Here is a 15604-nt window from a genome sequence, read left to right on the forward strand (position 1 = left end):
AGGGCTTTTGATTGAGTTAAATCGTCCTTAACGCACGAGACACGGCCGTTTGTTGTCGAACTTCCAGTTCGGAATCAGATATTGCATGGCAACGCCGTCGTCGCGTGCGCCGAGGCCGTGCTGCTGATACATCGCGTGCGCCTTCTCGAGCGCATCCATATCGAGTTCGATGCCGAGCCCCGGCTTCTGCGGCACCTTGACCTTACCGCCGACGATCTGCAGCGGATCTTGCGTCAGGAACTGACCGTCCTGCCAGATCCAGTGCGTATCGATCGCGGTGATCTTGCCCGGCGCCGCGGCCGCGACGTGCGTGAACATCGCGAGCGAAATGTCGAAGTGGTTGTTCGAATGCGAACCCCACGTGAGGCCCCAGTCGTTGCACATCTGCGCGACGCGCACCGAGCCCTGCATGGTCCAGAAATGCGGATCGGCGAGCGGAATATCGACCGATTGCAGCTGGATGGCGTGACCCATCTGACGCCAGTCGGTCGCGATCATGTTGGTCGCCGTCGGCAGGCCGGTAGCGCGACGGAACTCGGCCATCACTTCGCGTCCCGAATAGCCGTTCTCCGCGCCGCATGGATCTTCCGCGTAGGCGAGAACATCGTGCTTGTCACGGCACAGGCGCACCGCTTCCGCGAGCGACCACGCGCCGTTCGGGTCGAGCGTCACGCGCGCTTCGGGGAAGCGCTCGGCGAGAGCCGTGACCGCTTCGATCTCGGCGTCGCCTGGCAGCACGCCGCCCTTCAGCTTGAAGTCGTTGAAGCCGTAGCGCGCCTTCGCGGCCTCGGCAAGACGCACGACCGTCTCCGGCGTCAGCGCTTTCTCGGTGCGCACGCGCTCCCAGTCGTCACGCGCGCCGGCGTTGTTCGCGTACGGAAGATCGGTCTTGTTGCGATCGCCGATATAGAACAGGTAGCCGAGCATTTCCACTTCGTCGCGCTGCTGGCCTTCGCCGAGCAGTGCCGCGACCGGCACGCCGAGATGCTGCCCGAGCAGATCGAGCAGCGCGGCTTCGAGCGCGGTCACCGCGTGAATCGTCGTGCGCAGGTCGAAGGTCTGCAGGCCACGCCCCCCAGCGTCGCGATCGGCGAACTGCGTGCGCACCTTGTTCAGAATCGCATGCAGATTGCCGATCGACTGACCGACCACGAACGGCCGCGCGTCGTCGATCGTCTTGCGGATGTTCTCGCCGCCCGGCACTTCGCCGATGCCGGTATGGCCCGCGCTGTCCCGCAGAATCACGATGTTGCGCGTGAAGAACGGACCATGCGCGCCGCTCAGATTCATCAGCATGCTGTCGCGGCCGGCGACGGGCACGACGCGCAGTTCGGTGACGACCGGCGTGGCGTTCGATTCGGTAGGTTTGGTGGACATGGGAAAAGCACCTGTGTGATGAAGTAGGCCGGCCGGCGGAAGCCGCCGCGCGCCGCATGCGTGTTCGACCGGACCGGATGAGAACTCGAATACAGAAAAATCGACGGCCGCATGCGAGCCGTCAGCGTAATCAATGCGCGTTGCCGTGCAACGAATCGGGCAAGGGCTCGCGATTGCCGGGCTTCTTGCGCGTCAGGAAGCCGGCCGCCGCCGCGAGCAGCGACGCGACGCCGAGACCGTACAGCCCGCCCGCGATCGAGCCCGTATGCTGCTGCAGATAGCCGAAGGTGGCCGGCGCGAAGAAGCCGCCGAGGTTGCCGAGCGAATTGATCAGCGCGAGCACACCGGCGGCGACGCGCGCATCGAGGTAGCCCTGCGGAATCGGCCAGAACAACGACGACGCCGCCTTGAAGCCGATCGCCGAGAAGCAGATCGCGACGAACGAGAACACCGGGTTGCCCGACGTCGACGCGAACAGACCGACCGCCGCTATGACGAGCGCGACCGCGAGCCAGCCCTGCTGATGACGCCATTTCGCCGATAAGACCGCGAAGCCGTACATCGCGACCATCGAGATCAGCCACGGAATCGCGTTGAACATGCCGACCTCGAAGTCGGAAAGGCCGCCCATCTTGCGGATGATAGTCGGCAGCCAGAAAGTGGCCGCGTAGATGGTCAGCTGGATCGCGAAGTACAGGAAGCAGAACAGCGCGATTTGCGGGTCCTTCAGCAGCTTCACCGTCGGCAGACGCGCGCCGCCTTGCGCTTCGCGCTCGGCCTGTTCGGCCGCGATCGATTGTTCGAGCACACGCTGTTCTTCGGCCGTGAGCCAGTGCGCGTCGCGGATGTGCGACTTCAACAGCAACCAGCTGACGACGCACAGCGCGATCGAGAACGCGCCTTCGATCAGAAACATCCACTGCCAGCCTTGCAGGCCGAGGCCGCGAATCGACAGCAGCGAGCCGGTGATCGGACCGGACAGTACCGACGCGAGCGCCGAGCCCGACAGAAAGATCGCCATCGCCTTGCCGCGTTCCTTTTGCGGCAGCCACTGCGTGAAGTAAAAGACGACGCCGGGAAAGAAGCCCGCCTCGGCGACGCCGAGCAGGAACCGCAGCACGTAAAACGACGTGTCGTTCCAGACGAACGCCATCGCGCCCGCCACCAGCCCCCACGTGCCCATGATGCGCGTGAGCCAGGCGCGCGCGCCGAACTTCTGCATCAGCACGTTCGACGGCACTTCGAACAGCGCATAGCCGATGAAGAACAGCCCGCTGCCGAGCCCGTAGGCGGCCGCGCCGATGCCGAGATCGGCCTTCATATGCGCGTTGACGAAGCCGATGTTGACGCGGTCGATATAGTTCGCGATGAACATGATCAGGAAAAGCGGCAACACGTTGCGCTTCACCTTCGCGACCGCCGATTCCAGCGGGTCGAGCGCGGTGGTCAGAACTGATGTCAAGTTGTGTCTCCCTATCGGCCACGAGGCCTGATGGAACGCAGCGCGGCGCACCCGGTGGGTGCAAGACCCTGCCCTACGCTTGAATATGTTGTCTGACGACAGTCTACCGCGTTACTTTTGTCAAATCCAATGGGGGGTTTACCCTGTAGTTTCAGACCACTCACCTCGAAGCAGCGGCAGATTCAAAGGTTCAGAGCCCTGTTGACCAACCGGTATTCGTCGCAAACTAGGACGTCTGATGTCTCTAACTGGCAGACTGTCGTGAGCAGCCCATGCGTCTGCGCAAATGTCCGCCTCGTCCCCGCCCCACCGCGCATCCGCACGCGAAAAATAGCCCGCGCCGATGCCGCCGAACGCGGCAGAAACGAGTACAGTCCTGTGCGATACTTTGCAGGATCAGTCAACCAGCCACAAAAATGAGCAGCCTAACTGAAAAGGTGGTGGCCACCCTTTCCGATGAGATTCGCCGCGGGGCGCTGAGGCCAGGCGACCGCATCCCCACCGAAGTCGCGATGATGAAGCAGCTGTCCGTGAGCCGCTCCGTGGTCCGCGAGGCGATTTCGCGTCTGCAGGCAGCGAGGATCGTCGAAACGCGCCACGGCATTGGCACGTTCGTGCTCGCGCCCGCCGCCGAAAAACCGATGCAGCTTCCCGCCGCCGATCTCACCAGCATGCTCGACGTGATGGCGATCATCGAGTTCCGGATCGACGTCGAAGCGGCCGCGGCCGCGCTCGCGGCATCGCGGCGCACCGAGCAGAACCTGAAGCAGATCCGCACTGCGCTCGATCGCTTCGAGTCGGAACTCGAGCGCGGCAGCACCGACACACTCGCACACGACATCGAGTTCCATCTGCAGATCGCGCGCGCGAGCGGCAACCGCTATTTCTTCGACGTGCTGAGCCAGCTCGGCCGCTCGGTCAGCCCGCGCACCCGGCTCGGTTCGGCCGAGATCGCGGAGCTAGACCATATCGAGGTGTTGCGCAGCGTGCTCGGCGAGCATCTGATGATCTATCGCGCGATCGAGCGTCAGGATGCCGACGACGCGCGCGCCGCGATGCGCATGCATCTGAGCAACAGCCGCGAGCGACTGCGCCGCGCGCATGACCTGACGAAGGCTGGCGTGTGATCACATGCGGGGCTGAGCGGCCGCTCCGCAATACGACACGCCGCCGGCAATGCCTTCACTGGCCCACGTCGAGATCCATTAACGCCGAGCTCAGCGATTTGCCATGCGCATCGAGCGCGAGCGAACGCGTAACGCCGCCGCCGAGCGCGTCGCCGAGCACGAAGTTGAATGCGGCAATGCCCGGCAACTCATGGCGCACCACATCGCCGCGCACTACATCGCGCAGATGCGTCTTGACGCGCTCGGGCGTCAGGACATCGCGCAACCGCTCGTAATGCAGCGCGTCGTAGCAGATCACCGAGATATTGAGCGTATTGCCCTTGTCGCCGGTGCGCGAATGGGCCAGTTCTCGTAGTTTCATCTCAAGCCTCCATCAGCGAGAAAGCCGGCGCCGCATGCTCGCGCGGCAGCAGCACCGATTGCACCGCGACCACCTCGCGCGCCGCCTTCGTCACGCCGCCGCCGCCCGCCGGTCCGTTCGTGTACAGCGTCTCGACCTCGTTGCCGATGCGCAGCGCCTGCGCGAGCGACGCGGTGCGTCCCGCCACCCGGGCGCGCACTTCGTACGGCTCGCCATGACCGGCCGCCACCGCGTCACCATGCAGTGCGTTCACGCCGATCAGATCGAAGCGCAACTCGCGCGTCTGCACGCCGGTCAGCGCGAGACGCTCGCGCACGATATCGAGCGCGAGCCGCGCCCGCGCGAGCGCGCCGGGTCCGCCGTACGAAATCTGCCCCTCGCCGATATAGCCGTCGAAATACGCAACCGACACTTTCAGCGTCGCGGTGCGCTCCGTGCCGCCACCGCCGGTGACGCGCACACGGTCCACGGCTTCCTGCTCGACGCGCACCTGCGAGAAATCGGCGACCACGTCGGGCTGCAGATAACGACGCGGATCGTGGATCTCGTAGAGCAACTGCTCCTTGCAGGTCGCCTCGGTCACGAGCCCGCCACTTTGCGCGAGCTTCGTGATCACCACTGAACCGTCCCGCGCAACTTCGGCGATCGGAAAGCCGAGCCGCGCGAGATTCGGCACGTCCTTGAAACCGGGGTCCGCGAAATAGCCGCCGGTGATCTGCCCCGCGCATTCGAGCAGATGGCCGATTACCGTCGCCTGGCCGAGCATCGGCCAGTCGTCCATGCGCCAGCCGAATTCGTGGATCAGCGGCGCGACGAACAGCGACGGATCGGCGACGCGCCCGGTCAGCACGATCTGCGCGCCGGCCGCGAGCGCCGCGACGATGCCGCTCGCGCCGAGGTACGCATTGGCCGATATCAGCCGGTCCGCGTACGCGGCCACCGCCTCGCCCGATTCGACGAAATGGAAGTCGCCCGCGCGCACGACGTCGAGCACGTCGTCGCCGGTGACTGCGGCAATCCTCAGGCCGCCGAGACCCAACTCGCGCGCGATCTGCGCGGTCCGGCGCGCTGCCGCGAGCGGATTGGCCGCGCCCATGTTCGACACGATACGCACGCCGTTGCGCGCCGCGACGGGCAGCACCGCGCGCATGCGCGCTTCGAGCAGCGGGTCGTAGCCGAGCTCCGGGTCCTTGCTGCGCGCCTGCTGCGCGATCGCGATCGTGCGTTCGGCGAGGCATTCGCACACGAGATAGTCGAGCTGGCCGTGTTCCGCGAGTTCAAGCGCGGGTTCGATGCGGTCGCCCGAATAGCCCGCGCCCGCGCCGATGCGCACGACGCGTCGAGGTTCAGTGGCTGTCATGGTGCTCCCGTTCGTTCAGCGAAGCTCACAGTGGAAAGATCCCGAGCACGACGCACGCGATCGTCATCACGACCGACGCGCCGAACAGCAGGGGAAACGTGAATCTTTGATGATCGGCCAGATCGATACCGCACAGCCCGACCACGAGGAACGTCGCGGGCGTGAGCGGACTGACCGGAAAACCGGTGGTCATCTGTCCAAGCAACGCGGCCTGACCGACGTGCACCGCCGGCACGCCGAGCTGGCCCGCCACTTCCGCGATCACCGGCAGTACACCGAAATAAAACGAATCGGGATCGAACAGCATGCTGAGCGGCATCGACAGCAGGCCGAGCACGATCGGAATATGACTCGCCATCGCCGGCGGCACGAAGCCGACGGCCGCCTGCGCCATCGCCTTCAGCATGCCGCTGCCCTGCATCACGCCGGTGAACACGCCGGCCGCGAGCAGGATGCCGGCCATCATCAGCGCGGCGCGCGCATGCGCGTCGATCCGTTTGCGCTGCATGTCCACATTCGGATAGTTGACCATCAATGCGATGCACAGGCCCACCATGAACATGATCGCAGGCGGAATCTTCTCGCCCATCACGACCATCGTGCCGAGCACGACGAGCGTCAGCACGATGTTGAACCAGAAGTTTTGCGGGCGGCGCAGCGCCTGTTGTTCCGGCGTCAGTTCGCGTTGGGGCATCGGCACCGAACCGCTCGCAGCGTTGATACCGAGGCGCTTTTCCTCGCGCCGCCCGAGCCAGTACGCCATCGAAAACACAAATACGAGGCCGATCGCCTGCACCGGAATAAGCGGATTGAACAGCGCCGAGATCGGCAGATGCAGCGACGCGGACGCGCGAATCATCGGCCCCGTCCATGGCAGGAAATTGATGCCGGCCGCCATCGATACCGCCGCGGCGAGCACGCGCCGGTCCATCTTCAGGCGGTCGTAGAGCGGCAGCATCGCCGGAATGGTGACGAGGAAGCAGACGGCGCCGGAGCCGTCGAGGTGGATGAGCAGCGCGAGCAGCGTGGTGCCCATCACGATGCGCGTGGGCCGTGTGCCGACCGCGCGCAGGATGCGCTCGATGATCGGGTCGAGCGTACCGGCGTCGGTGATCGTGCCGAAGTACAGGATCGCGAATACGAACATGCAGACGACGGGCGCCAGGCTCTTGAGGCCATCGACGACGAACTTGCTGGTCTGCAAGCCGAAGCCGCCGAGCAGCGATGCCGCGAGCGGCACGATGATCAGCGCGACGAGCGGCGACATGCGTTTGGACAGGATCGCGCCGAGCAGCACGACGATGGTAGCCAGCCCCAGCAATGGCAGCATGAGCTTGTCTCCAGGTTGTTTTTTAGTGTGATCGAGCGTAAGTTCGGGGCAGCAATAAAGCAATTGAAATGAATTGATTGCAGCAATCACAAATCATCATGGATCTGAATCTCCGGGACATCCGCGCGTTTATCGCGGTTGCGCAAACGGGCAGCTTCACGCGTGCGGCCGCGCGGCTGCATCTGTCGCAACCGGCGTTGACGGTGCAGATTCGCCGGCTCGAGGAAACGGTCGGCCTGCGCCTGTTCGATCGCAACAGCCGCAACGTCGCCCTGACGCCGACCGGCCGCGAGCTGCTGCCCGTGCTGCAGAAATCGCTGCACGACATGGAGCACGTGCTGCTCGATGCGCGCGCGCTCGGCGAAGGCGCGAGCGGCACGGTGCGCATCGCGTGTCTGCCGACCTTCGCGGCGAGCGTGCTGCCCGAGCTCGTGCAGGCGCTTAGAAAAGCCGTGCCGCGCGTGGGCTTCGAGGTGCGCGATGTCGTCGCGAGCATGGTCAACACATTGGTGCGCAACGAGGAAGCCGATATCGGACTGACTGGCGGCGAATTGAACGACAGCGGGCTCGAGGTGCTGCATGCGGGCATCGACCGGCTCGTCGCCGTGCTGCCGAAGCAGCACGCGCTCGCGCGGCGGCGCCGGCCCGTCACGCTCGCCGATCTCGCCAACGAGCCGCTCGTGCTGACCGCGCAGGGCACGAGCGTGCGAGCGGTCGTCGACAGCGCGTTCGCCGACGCGCATTGTGAGCCGCGCATCGCCTGCGAACCGACCTACATGATGAGCGCGGTCGCGATGGCGCGCGCCGGGCTCGGCATCACGATCCTGCCGGCGTCGGCGCGCGAGGTGCGCGCGGAGCCCGAGCTAGTCGCGCGACCGATCGACGAAGCCGCGTTCACGCGGCGCATCGCGCTGATCAAAAAGCGCAGCCGAACCTTGCCGCCGGTGACCGAGACCTTCGTCGCGATGCTGATCGAACGGCTCGACGCGTCATAGGGCCGCACAGCGTCCTTTTGCGGGTCGCGCGCAGCCCTAATTTTCACGATACGAAACGATGCCGCGCGTCGTAAAAAAACATGGCGCGTGGCACAAAGCGGCCATTTCACGATGCCCGGCAGCGTTGCACATCGCAAAACGAATCGCACAAGCCTTTGTTTTTAAGCCAATATTTTTAAGATAAAGACCAGTTCGACGCCCAATTGCCCGCCGATTCGCTGACGTACACTCTTTTACAAGAGCACGCGCTTCACGCAGTCGGATTCGAGGGGCCTCACGACACGGCCACCCAAATCCCACAGATTGCGAAGAAGCCGTCACGAATCGCGGCTTTTTTTATTGGCAACTGGGAGACTAAAAATGAAAGGCTTTCGCTTTGGTTCGACGCAGGGAGCGTTCTACATTCTGCCGGGTCAGGACGGCTGGGAAGCCACCTACGGCAACGAAACGCTCGGAGAATTCTCGAGCCCGCAGCAGGCGGCCGACGACCTCGCGCGCGGTCTGAGCTGCGAGCATCTGTCGGAGCTCGACACGTCGACGCTCGAGATTCCGGAGAAGCTCGCCGATTGGGAAATCGTTCACGTATAAGGACGGGTATGACCGACGGCGACGTAGCAGTGACAGTAGAAACGACAATGGCGCCCGAAGGCGCCATTGTCGTATTTGCGGTCCTGCTTGCGGCTTTGTCCTCGGTTGCGCTGCGTGCTTACCGCGCGGCTTTCGGGGCCAGCGCAGGTGCGGGGCCGCGGCGCTTACCGCATCAGTCGCCCGCGCGAGCTCAAGCCACCGAATCGACGATTGCGTTCAGCGTCGCGCTCGGGCGCATCGCCTTGCTAGTCAGCTCGACGTTCGGACGGTAGTAGCCGCCGATATCCACCTGCTTGCCCTGCGCCGCGCCGAGTTCCGCGACGATCTTCGCCTCGTTGTCGGCCATCGCCTTCGCGACGCCCGCGAACTGCGCCTGCAGCGCGGCATCGTCGGTTTGCGCGGCCAGTGCTTCGGCCCAGTACATCGCGAGGTAGAAGTGGCTGCCGCGATTGTCGATACCGCCGACCTTGCGCGCCGGCGACTTGTCGTTGTCGAGGAACTTGCCGGTCGCCTGATCGAGCGTCTTCGCAAGAATCTGCGCCTTCGGGTTGTGATACGCGGTGCTCAGATGCTCAAGCGATGCCGCCAGCGCGAGGAATTCGCCGAGCGAATCCCAGCGCAGGAAGCCTTCCTCGACAAGCTGCTGCACGTGCTTCGGCGCCGAACCGCCCGCGCCGGTTTCGAACATGCCGCCACCGGCCATCAGCGGAACGATCGACAGCATCTTCGCGCTGGTGCCCAGTTCCATGATCGGGAACAGGTCGGTCAGGTAGTCGCGCAGCACGTTGCCGGTGACCGAGATCGTGTCCTTGCCGGCGCGGATGCGCTCGACCGAGAACTTCGTCGCTTCGACCGGCGTCATCACGCGGATGTCGAGACCGTCGGTGTCGTGATCCTTCAGGTACTGCTCGACCTTCTTGATGATCTGCGCATCGTGCGCGCGCGCCGCGTCGAGCCAGAACACGGCCGGCGTGTTGGAAGCGCGGGCGCGGTTCACCGCGAGCTTGACCCAGTCGCGGATCGGCGCGTCCTTGGTCTGGCACATACGGAAGATGTCGCCCTGTTCCACCGGCTGCTCGAGCAGCACCGCGCCGGCTTCGTCGGTCACGCGGACCACGCCGTTCGCCGGGATCTGGAACGTCTTGTCGTGTGAACCGTATTCTTCGGCGGCTTGCGCCATCAGGCCGACGTTCGGCACCGTGCCCATCGTGACCGGGTCGAACGCACCGTGCTTTTTGCAGTCTTCGATCACCGCCTGGTACACACCGGCGTAGCAACGGTCCGGAATCACCGCCTTCGCGTCGTACAGCGCGCCATCGGCGCCCCACATCTTGCCCGACTCGCGGATCATCGCCGGCATCGATGCGTCGACGATCACGTCGCTCGGCACGTGCAGGCTCGTGATGCCCTTGTCTGAGTTGACCATCGCGAGCGGCGGACGCTGTTCGTACTGCGCCTTGATGTCGGCTTCAATCGCCGCGGCCGTTTCAGCCGGCAGATCCTTCAGACGCGCGTACAGGTCGCCGATACCGTTGTTCGGGTTGAAGCCGACCTTGGCCAGTGCTTCCGCATGCTTCGCGAGCACGTCCTTGTAGAACACCGACACCACGTGACCGAAGATGATCGGGTCCGAGACCTTCATCATCGTGGCCTTCAGGTGCACCGAGAACAGCACGCCGTTCGCCTTCGCGTCGGCGATCTGCGCTTCGATGAAGCTGCGCAGCGCGTTCTTGCCCAGCACCGACGCGTCGATGATTTCGCCTGCCTGCACCGGCGTCTTCGCCTTCAGGACCGTGGTCGTGCCGTCGGCGGCGGCCAGTTCGATCTTCACGCTACCGGCCTGCGCGACCAGCGCCGACTTCTCGCTGCCGTAGAAATCGCCATCGCTCATGTGCGAGACGTGCGACTTCGAGTCCGCGCTCCATGCGCCCATCTTGTGCGGATGCTTGCGCGCATAGTTCTTCACCGACAACGGCGCGCGGCGGTCCGAATTGCCCTCGCGCAGCACCGGGTTCACCGCGCTGCCCTTGATCTTGTCGTAGCGGGCCTTGACGTCCTTCTCGGCGTCGGTCGTCGCGACGTCCGGGTACGACGGCAGCTTATAGCCCTGGTCGCGCAGCTCGGCGATCGCGGCCTTCAACTGCGGCACCGACGCGCTGATGTTCGGCAGCTTGATGATGTTCGCTTCCGGGCGCGTGGTGAGTCCACCGAGCTCCGCCAGATCGTCGGAAGCCTTCTGCTCCGCGCTCAGGTAGTCCGGAAATGCGGCAATGATCCGGCCGGCGAGCGAGATGTCGCGCGTTTCGACGAGCACGTTGGACGAGCGCGTGAACGCCTTGACGATCGGCAGCAGCGAGTACGTCGCCAGTGCGGGCGCTTCGTCGGTCAGGGTGTAGATGATCTTCGGCGGTGTGGACATGATTAATGCTTTGCTAGGAAGTGATAGACAGAGCGTTGGCAGTCGAAGCCAGCGCAAATCGTGGCGCGACGGCGACGGCGTCAGTTCGCCACGACGCAACCCCGCGACCTTCGTTTTGCGATACGACCGAGAGTATATGCGCGTTTTCCACTAAATGTGACCAGACAAACAGGTCGCGAGACCGTACCCAAACGGGTCGATCCATGACTGGCAAGGGTTTGCGGCCGATTACCCCGGTCTTAAGACAGATATCTTATAGATGACCTGTCGCATATTATTTTTGGACAAATGCGAATTGGTCGCATTGACGAGTCTCAAATGGCGCCATGGAGCCGTGACTGCTGCCCTCCACTTGCCGACGATTGGGCGCCTCGAAGATGCGCTTCCGCCGCCGGCTCCTCACGCCCGCGCTTCGCGCGTCACAACGCCCCGCGCCGGCGTCGTCGACGGGCGGCGCACGGGCGTCCATAGCAGGCTCGCGCCGATCAGATCGCCAAAGCCGAGCGCGACGAAAAACGGCGTATAGCCGACGCGGTTCACGAACCAGCCCATCGTCATCGTGAACGCGAAATTGCCGAGCCCCGCGACGAGCGCGGCGAGTCCCGTCACCGTGCCGACTTCGCGGCGCGGGAACAGGCCGGCCGACATCGAGGTCACGGTGATCGACAGCGTCTGATGCGCGAAGCCGCCGAGGCACAGCAGGAACACCGCCATCGCCGGATCGTGGACGAAGCCGACGCCGGCCATGCCGATCATCAGGAACGCGGCCATCGTGCACGCGATGCGCTTGCCGTTGACGATCGGCACGTCGAAGCGGCGCTTCAACCACGCCGACAGCGGACCGCCGACCCTGCAGCCGAGATCGGCCGCGACGAACGGCAGCCACGCGGTGAGCGCGATCGCCTTCAGATCGAAGCCGCGCGCCTGGTACAGGTAGAGCGGCATCCAGTAGACCAGCGTGCCCCACACCGGATCGGCGCAGAAACGCGGCAGCGCGATGCCCCAGAAATCGCGCTGCTTCAGGATGTCGAACACCCTCGGCCCGGAGTGTTTCGCGGCGCGCAAACCGGATTCCTGCGTCGCGCCGATATAGTCCGCCTCCTCGCACGACAGCGCCGGATGACGGTCCAGATGCCGATAAAGCAGCAACCACAGCACGGCCCACGCGAGCCCCAGCCCGCCGCCGCAACGACGCACCAGTCGCCCACAACGACAACCCTGCTTATTGCCCGCGTCCGAAAAACTCCACCACCATCCGGTTGAACTTGTCCGCATGCTCCCACTGCGCCCAATGCCCGCAGCGGCCGAACACATGCAGATCGGCGTTCGGCATCCCGGCCACGAGGCGCAGGCCGATGTCCATCGGCACGAAACGATCGTCGCGGCCCCAGATCACGAGCGTCGACGCGGTTACTTCGCCAAGGCGCGGCCCGTAGTCGTTGAACTGCTTCGGATTCGCGGCGAGGCTCGCGACGAAGTTCTCGAGATGATCGCGGCGCGCCAGCATGTTCGCGAGGCGCGCCTGCATCAGGTCTTCGGTCAACGCCTTCGTGTCGAACACGAAGACGCTCATCATGCGCTGCAGGTTCTCGATGGTCGGGTTGCGGTACAGCCCTTGCAGCAGCTTGATGCCTTCGGTCGGCATCGGCACGAACTGGCTCGGGCCGCCGGTGCCGCCGCCCATCAGCACGAGCTTGCCGACGCGTTGCGGCTCGGCGAGCGCGAATGCGACCGCGCTATGCCCGCCCATCGAGTTGCCGATGATATGCACGCGTTCGATATCGAGCGCATCGAGCAGCGCCTTCAGGCAGCGCGCATTCAGCTCCGAGCGCGAGCCCTTGCAGATGATCGGGTCGCTCTTGCCCCACCCGAGGCAGTCCATCAGGATCACGCGATAGCCCGCCGCGACGAGCGGCTCGACGTTGCGATTGAAGTTGGCCCAGCCGGTCGCGCCCGGTCCCGAGCCGTGCAGCATCACGACCGTTTTCGCACCCTGCCCCACATCGTTGTAGTGGAGCTGCATTTCGCGGCCGTCTTCGGTGATGCGGACGAATCGGCTGGTCGCTTCCTCGGTGATCGCCGCTACTTGCGTGTTGGTATTGCTCATGTCGAATTCCTTTGTTTCACGGATTAAGTGACCGCGAGTCGCCGTCGACGGCGGACCCGCGCGGTATTTCGGGCTGCAAAGCTATTGCGCGGCCGCCGCGGCATAACGAAGTGTCGAGCGATTCACGACGAGCCACGCGCCAATCGCGGCGAGCGCGATCAACGGAATGCTCGCGCCGAGCAGCACGCTCGCACCCTGACCGATCGCGAGCAGCTGCCCGGCGATCAACGGTCCGAGGATCGAGCCGAGACGGCCTACCGCCACCGCAGCGCCGACGCCGGTGCCACGCACTTCGGTCGGGTACAGGCTGCTTGCCAGCGCATACAACACCGACTGCCCGCCGACCAGGAACAGCCCCGCCAGCAGACCGCCCCACGCCATCGACGTGCCGCCATTCGCGCTCAGCAACGCCCCGAGCGCAACGACGATGCCCACATACATGCCCGCGACCGTGCGGCGCCGGCCCATCCGGTCCATCATGCCGGCAATCACGATCGCGCCGATGCCGCCGCCGATGTTGAACATCATCTGTACGACACTGGACTGCACGCGCGTCAGACCGCGCGTCAAGACGAGCGACGGCAGCCAGTTGATCAGGAAATACAGCACGATCAGCGTGCCCAGATAGCTGATCCACAACGCGATCGTCGTGCCCGCGCGTCCTTCCTGCCACAGCGCGTGCGTCACGCTAGCGGATGCATCGCGACGGGCGCCGCTGGTTGCACGCGCCACGACGAACTGCGCCGACTCGCGCAGGAACAGTGCAAGCAGCGGCAGTACCAGCAACGGCCCGAAGCCGCCGACGTAGAAGATATGCCGCCAGCCCGCGTCGCCCGGACTGATGATGCCGACCACCGCCGCGAGCGCCGCGCCGAACGGCATGCCGCAATACATGGCGCCGACCGCGGTGTTGCGCTGATGTGGCGGCGCCGCTTCCGAGCACAGCGCGATCAGATTCGGCATCGCTGCGCCAAGACCGAGGCCGGTCAGAAAGCGCGCGGCGAGCAGGCTGTTCAGGTCCCACACCTGCGCGGTCGCGAGCGAGAAGATGCCGAATAGCGCGACCGACCACATCAGCACGCGCTTGCGCCCGAGCCGGTCGGCGAGACGTCCGCCGATCGCGGCTCCTGGCAGCAGCCCGAACGCGCCGATGCTGAACGCCCAGCCCATCTGCGCGACCGCGAGATGAAATTCGCGCGCCATGCGCGGTGCCGCGAGGCCGGTCGATTGCAGGTCCACGCCTTCGAGCAGCGCGACGATCAGGCAGAGCCCGATCGTCAGCGCGCCGCCGGCAAGAGGTTTCGTCGACTGTGTTGTTTGCGTTGTTTGCGTTGACTGCCGCATAAAAGTCTCCAATGTTGAGTCAGCGTCGCTCTTGCGGCGACCTTGCTGGATGAAATGAACGCTGCGCGCGCGGCATGCGGCGCCGTCGCGCAGCGTCCGGGTCATGAAGCCACTGCGTCGGTTGCGTGCGCGCGCTTCAGATCCAGTGCGACGTCGACGATCATGTCTTCCTGGCCGCCCACCATGCGCCGCTTGCCCAGCTCGACCAGAATGTCCACGGTCTTCAGGCCGTATTTCTTCGCGGCCACTTCCGAATGACGCAGGAAGCTCGAATACACCCCCGCATAGCCGAGCGCGAGCGTTTCACGATCGACGCGCACCGGCCGGTCCTGCAGCGGACGCACGATGTCGTCGGCGGCGTCCATCAGCGTGTAGAGATCGGTGCCATGATTCCAGCCCATCCGCTCGGCCGCCGCGATGAACACCTCGAGCGGTGCATTGCCCGCGCCGGCGCCCATGCCCGCGAGCGATGCATCGATACGGTCGCAGCCCTCTTCGACCGCGACCATCGAGTTGGCCACGCCTAGCGATAGGTTGTGGTGCGCGTGCATGCCCGTTTGCGTTTCGGGTTTCAGCACCGCCTTCACCGCGCGGAAGCGGTCGCGCACGTCGTTCATCGTCAGCGCGCCGCCCGAGTCGACCACATAGATACAGGTCGCACCGTAGCTCTCCATCTTCTTCGCTTCGATGGCGAGGTTCTCCGGCGTAGTCATGTGGCTCATCATCAGGAAGCCGACGGTGTCCATGCCGAGTTCGCGCGCGTATTCGATGTGTTGTTTCGAGATGTCCGCTTCCGTGCAATGCGTGGCGACGCGCACCACGCGCGCGCCCGCGTTGTAGGCGGCCTTCAGATCGTGGATCGTGCCGATGCCAGGCAGCAGCAGGGTCGCGATCTGAGCGTGCTCGACCACGTCAGCCACCGCTTCGATCCATTCGAGGTCGCTGTGCGCGCCGAAGCCGTAGTTGAAGCTCGAACCTTGCAGGCCATCGCCGTGGGCAACTTCGATGCTGTCCACCTTCGCGCGGTCCAATGCGCGTGCGATGTCCTGCACGTTCTGGATCGAGTACTGGTGACGAATGGCGTGGCTGCCGTCGCGCAGCGTCACGTCTGAGATATACAGTTTCTTGTCCATG

Annotated in this window: 13 protein-coding genes; 3 read left to right on the top strand and 10 right to left on the bottom strand. The window is 64.8% G+C overall.

All coding sequences use genetic code 11. The features are described 5' to 3' along the window. Positions 1–27: 27 nt before the first annotated feature. Together gudD and OKW45_RS11450 are read right to left on the bottom strand one after the other, a co-directional pair. The gene (gene gudD / locus OKW45_RS11445; protein ID WP_018423673.1) at positions 28–1377 is read right to left on the bottom strand and encodes a glucarate dehydratase; all 1350 of its coding nucleotides are present in this window, start codon (positions 1375–1377) and stop codon (positions 28–30) included. 130 nt (positions 1378–1507) lie between these two features. Beyond that, positions 1508–2839 (bottom strand): MFS transporter, encoded by a 1332-nt coding sequence (locus OKW45_RS11450; protein WP_429468105.1) that lies wholly within the window; start codon positions 2837–2839, stop codon positions 1508–1510. Between the two features lie 416 nt (positions 2840–3255). Between OKW45_RS11450 and OKW45_RS11455 the strand changes: the two genes are divergently transcribed. Next, complete coding sequence (locus OKW45_RS11455; protein WP_026226387.1) at positions 3256–3966, top strand: FadR/GntR family transcriptional regulator; 711 nt, start codon at positions 3256–3258, stop codon at positions 3964–3966. 55 nt (positions 3967–4021) lie between these two features. Here OKW45_RS11455 and OKW45_RS11460 read toward each other — a convergent pair whose 3' ends face one another. The 3 genes from OKW45_RS11460 to OKW45_RS11470 are packed head-to-tail and all read right to left on the bottom strand — an operon-like array spanning position 4022 to position 7017. Continuing rightward, positions 4022–4327, bottom strand: a complete 306-nt coding sequence (locus tag OKW45_RS11460; RefSeq protein WP_018423676.1) for an AtuA-related protein — start codon at positions 4325–4327, stop codon at positions 4022–4024. A gap of 1 nt (position 4328) precedes the next feature. Beyond that, entirely contained in the window at positions 4329–5687 is a 1359-nt protein-coding gene (locus tag OKW45_RS11465) for an acyclic terpene utilization AtuA family protein (protein ID WP_429468107.1), read from the bottom strand. Between the two features lie 25 nt (positions 5688–5712). Beyond that, complete coding sequence (locus tag OKW45_RS11470) at positions 5713–7017, bottom strand: CitMHS family transporter (protein WP_018423678.1); 1305 nt, start codon at positions 7015–7017, stop codon at positions 5713–5715. Positions 7018–7115: 98 nt separating this feature from the next. On the opposite strand from OKW45_RS11470, the gene OKW45_RS11475 reads away from it, so the two are divergent. Together OKW45_RS11475 and OKW45_RS11480 are read left to right on the top strand one after the other, a co-directional pair. Next, entirely contained in the window at positions 7116–8012 is an 897-nt protein-coding gene (locus OKW45_RS11475) for a LysR family transcriptional regulator (RefSeq protein ID WP_429468109.1), read from the top strand. Between the two features lie 360 nt (positions 8013–8372). Further along, a complete protein-coding gene (locus tag OKW45_RS11480) occupies positions 8373–8600 on the top strand; it encodes a hypothetical protein (protein WP_013092475.1) in 228 nt (75 codons plus the stop codon). A gap of 190 nt (positions 8601–8790) precedes the next feature. Here OKW45_RS11480 and OKW45_RS11485 read toward each other — a convergent pair whose 3' ends face one another. The 5 genes from OKW45_RS11485 to dmpG all read right to left on the bottom strand — a co-directional run bounded on the left by OKW45_RS11485 (position 8791) and on the right by dmpG (position 15603). Next, positions 8791–11019, bottom strand: coding sequence for an NADP-dependent isocitrate dehydrogenase (locus OKW45_RS11485; protein ID WP_429468112.1), 2229 nt, complete (start codon positions 11017–11019; stop codon positions 8791–8793). Between the two features lie 399 nt (positions 11020–11418). Further along, positions 11419–12294 (bottom strand): MFS transporter, encoded by an 876-nt coding sequence (locus OKW45_RS11490; RefSeq protein ID WP_429469418.1) that lies wholly within the window; start codon positions 12292–12294, stop codon positions 11419–11421. Then, positions 12242–13126: an alpha/beta fold hydrolase gene (locus OKW45_RS11495; protein WP_429468115.1), complete on the bottom strand. Its 885-nt coding sequence runs from the start codon at positions 13124–13126 to the stop codon at positions 12242–12244. Before OKW45_RS11495 ends, OKW45_RS11490 begins: the two co-directional genes overlap by 53 nt. A gap of 81 nt (positions 13127–13207) precedes the next feature. Next, positions 13208–14470, bottom strand: coding sequence for a 3-(3-hydroxy-phenyl)propionate transporter MhpT (mhpT, locus tag OKW45_RS11500; protein WP_429468118.1), 1263 nt, complete (start codon positions 14468–14470; stop codon positions 13208–13210). A 101-nt stretch (positions 14471–14571) separates the two neighbouring features. Next, a complete protein-coding gene (dmpG, locus tag OKW45_RS11505) occupies positions 14572–15603 on the bottom strand; it encodes a 4-hydroxy-2-oxovalerate aldolase (protein ID WP_187610570.1) in 1032 nt (343 codons plus the stop codon). Position 15604 lies beyond the last annotated feature (1 nt).

The sequence above is a fragment of the Paraburkholderia lebeckiae genome (assembly GCF_050436225.1).
In the GTDB taxonomy this organism is placed as follows: Bacteria; Pseudomonadota; Gammaproteobacteria; order Burkholderiales; family Burkholderiaceae; genus Paraburkholderia; species Paraburkholderia tuberum.

Coding starts and splice junctions, on each gene's coding strand:
- mhpT (WP_429468118.1), bottom strand. CDS start 14,470: ATGCGGCAGTCAACGCAAACAACGCAAACAACACAGTCGACGAAACCT.
- OKW45_RS11475 (WP_429468109.1), top strand. CDS start 7,116: ATGGATCTGAATCTCCGGGACATCCGCGCGTTTATCGCGGTTGCGCAA.
- OKW45_RS11455 (WP_026226387.1), top strand. CDS start 3,256: ATGAGCAGCCTAACTGAAAAGGTGGTGGCCACCCTTTCCGATGAGATT.
- OKW45_RS11465 (WP_429468107.1), bottom strand. CDS start 5,687: ATGACAGCCACTGAACCTCGACGCGTCGTGCGCATCGGCGCGGGCGCG.
- OKW45_RS11480 (WP_013092475.1), top strand. CDS start 8,373: ATGAAAGGCTTTCGCTTTGGTTCGACGCAGGGAGCGTTCTACATTCTG.
- OKW45_RS11470 (WP_018423678.1), bottom strand. CDS start 7,017: ATGCTGCCATTGCTGGGGCTGGCTACCATCGTCGTGCTGCTCGGCGCG.
- OKW45_RS11495 (WP_429468115.1), bottom strand. CDS start 13,126: ATGAGCAATACCAACACGCAAGTAGCGGCGATCACCGAGGAAGCGACC.
- gudD (WP_018423673.1), bottom strand. CDS start 1,377: ATGTCCACCAAACCTACCGAATCGAACGCCACGCCGGTCGTCACCGAA.
- OKW45_RS11485 (WP_429468112.1), bottom strand. CDS start 11,019: ATGTCCACACCGCCGAAGATCATCTACACCCTGACCGACGAAGCGCCC.
- dmpG (WP_187610570.1), bottom strand. CDS start 15,603: ATGGACAAGAAACTGTATATCTCAGACGTGACGCTGCGCGACGGCAGC.
- OKW45_RS11460 (WP_018423676.1), bottom strand. CDS start 4,327: ATGAAACTACGAGAACTGGCCCATTCGCGCACCGGCGACAAGGGCAAT.
- OKW45_RS11490 (WP_429469418.1), bottom strand. CDS start 12,294: ATGCGGACAAGTTCAACCGGATGGTGGTGGAGTTTTTCGGACGCGGGC.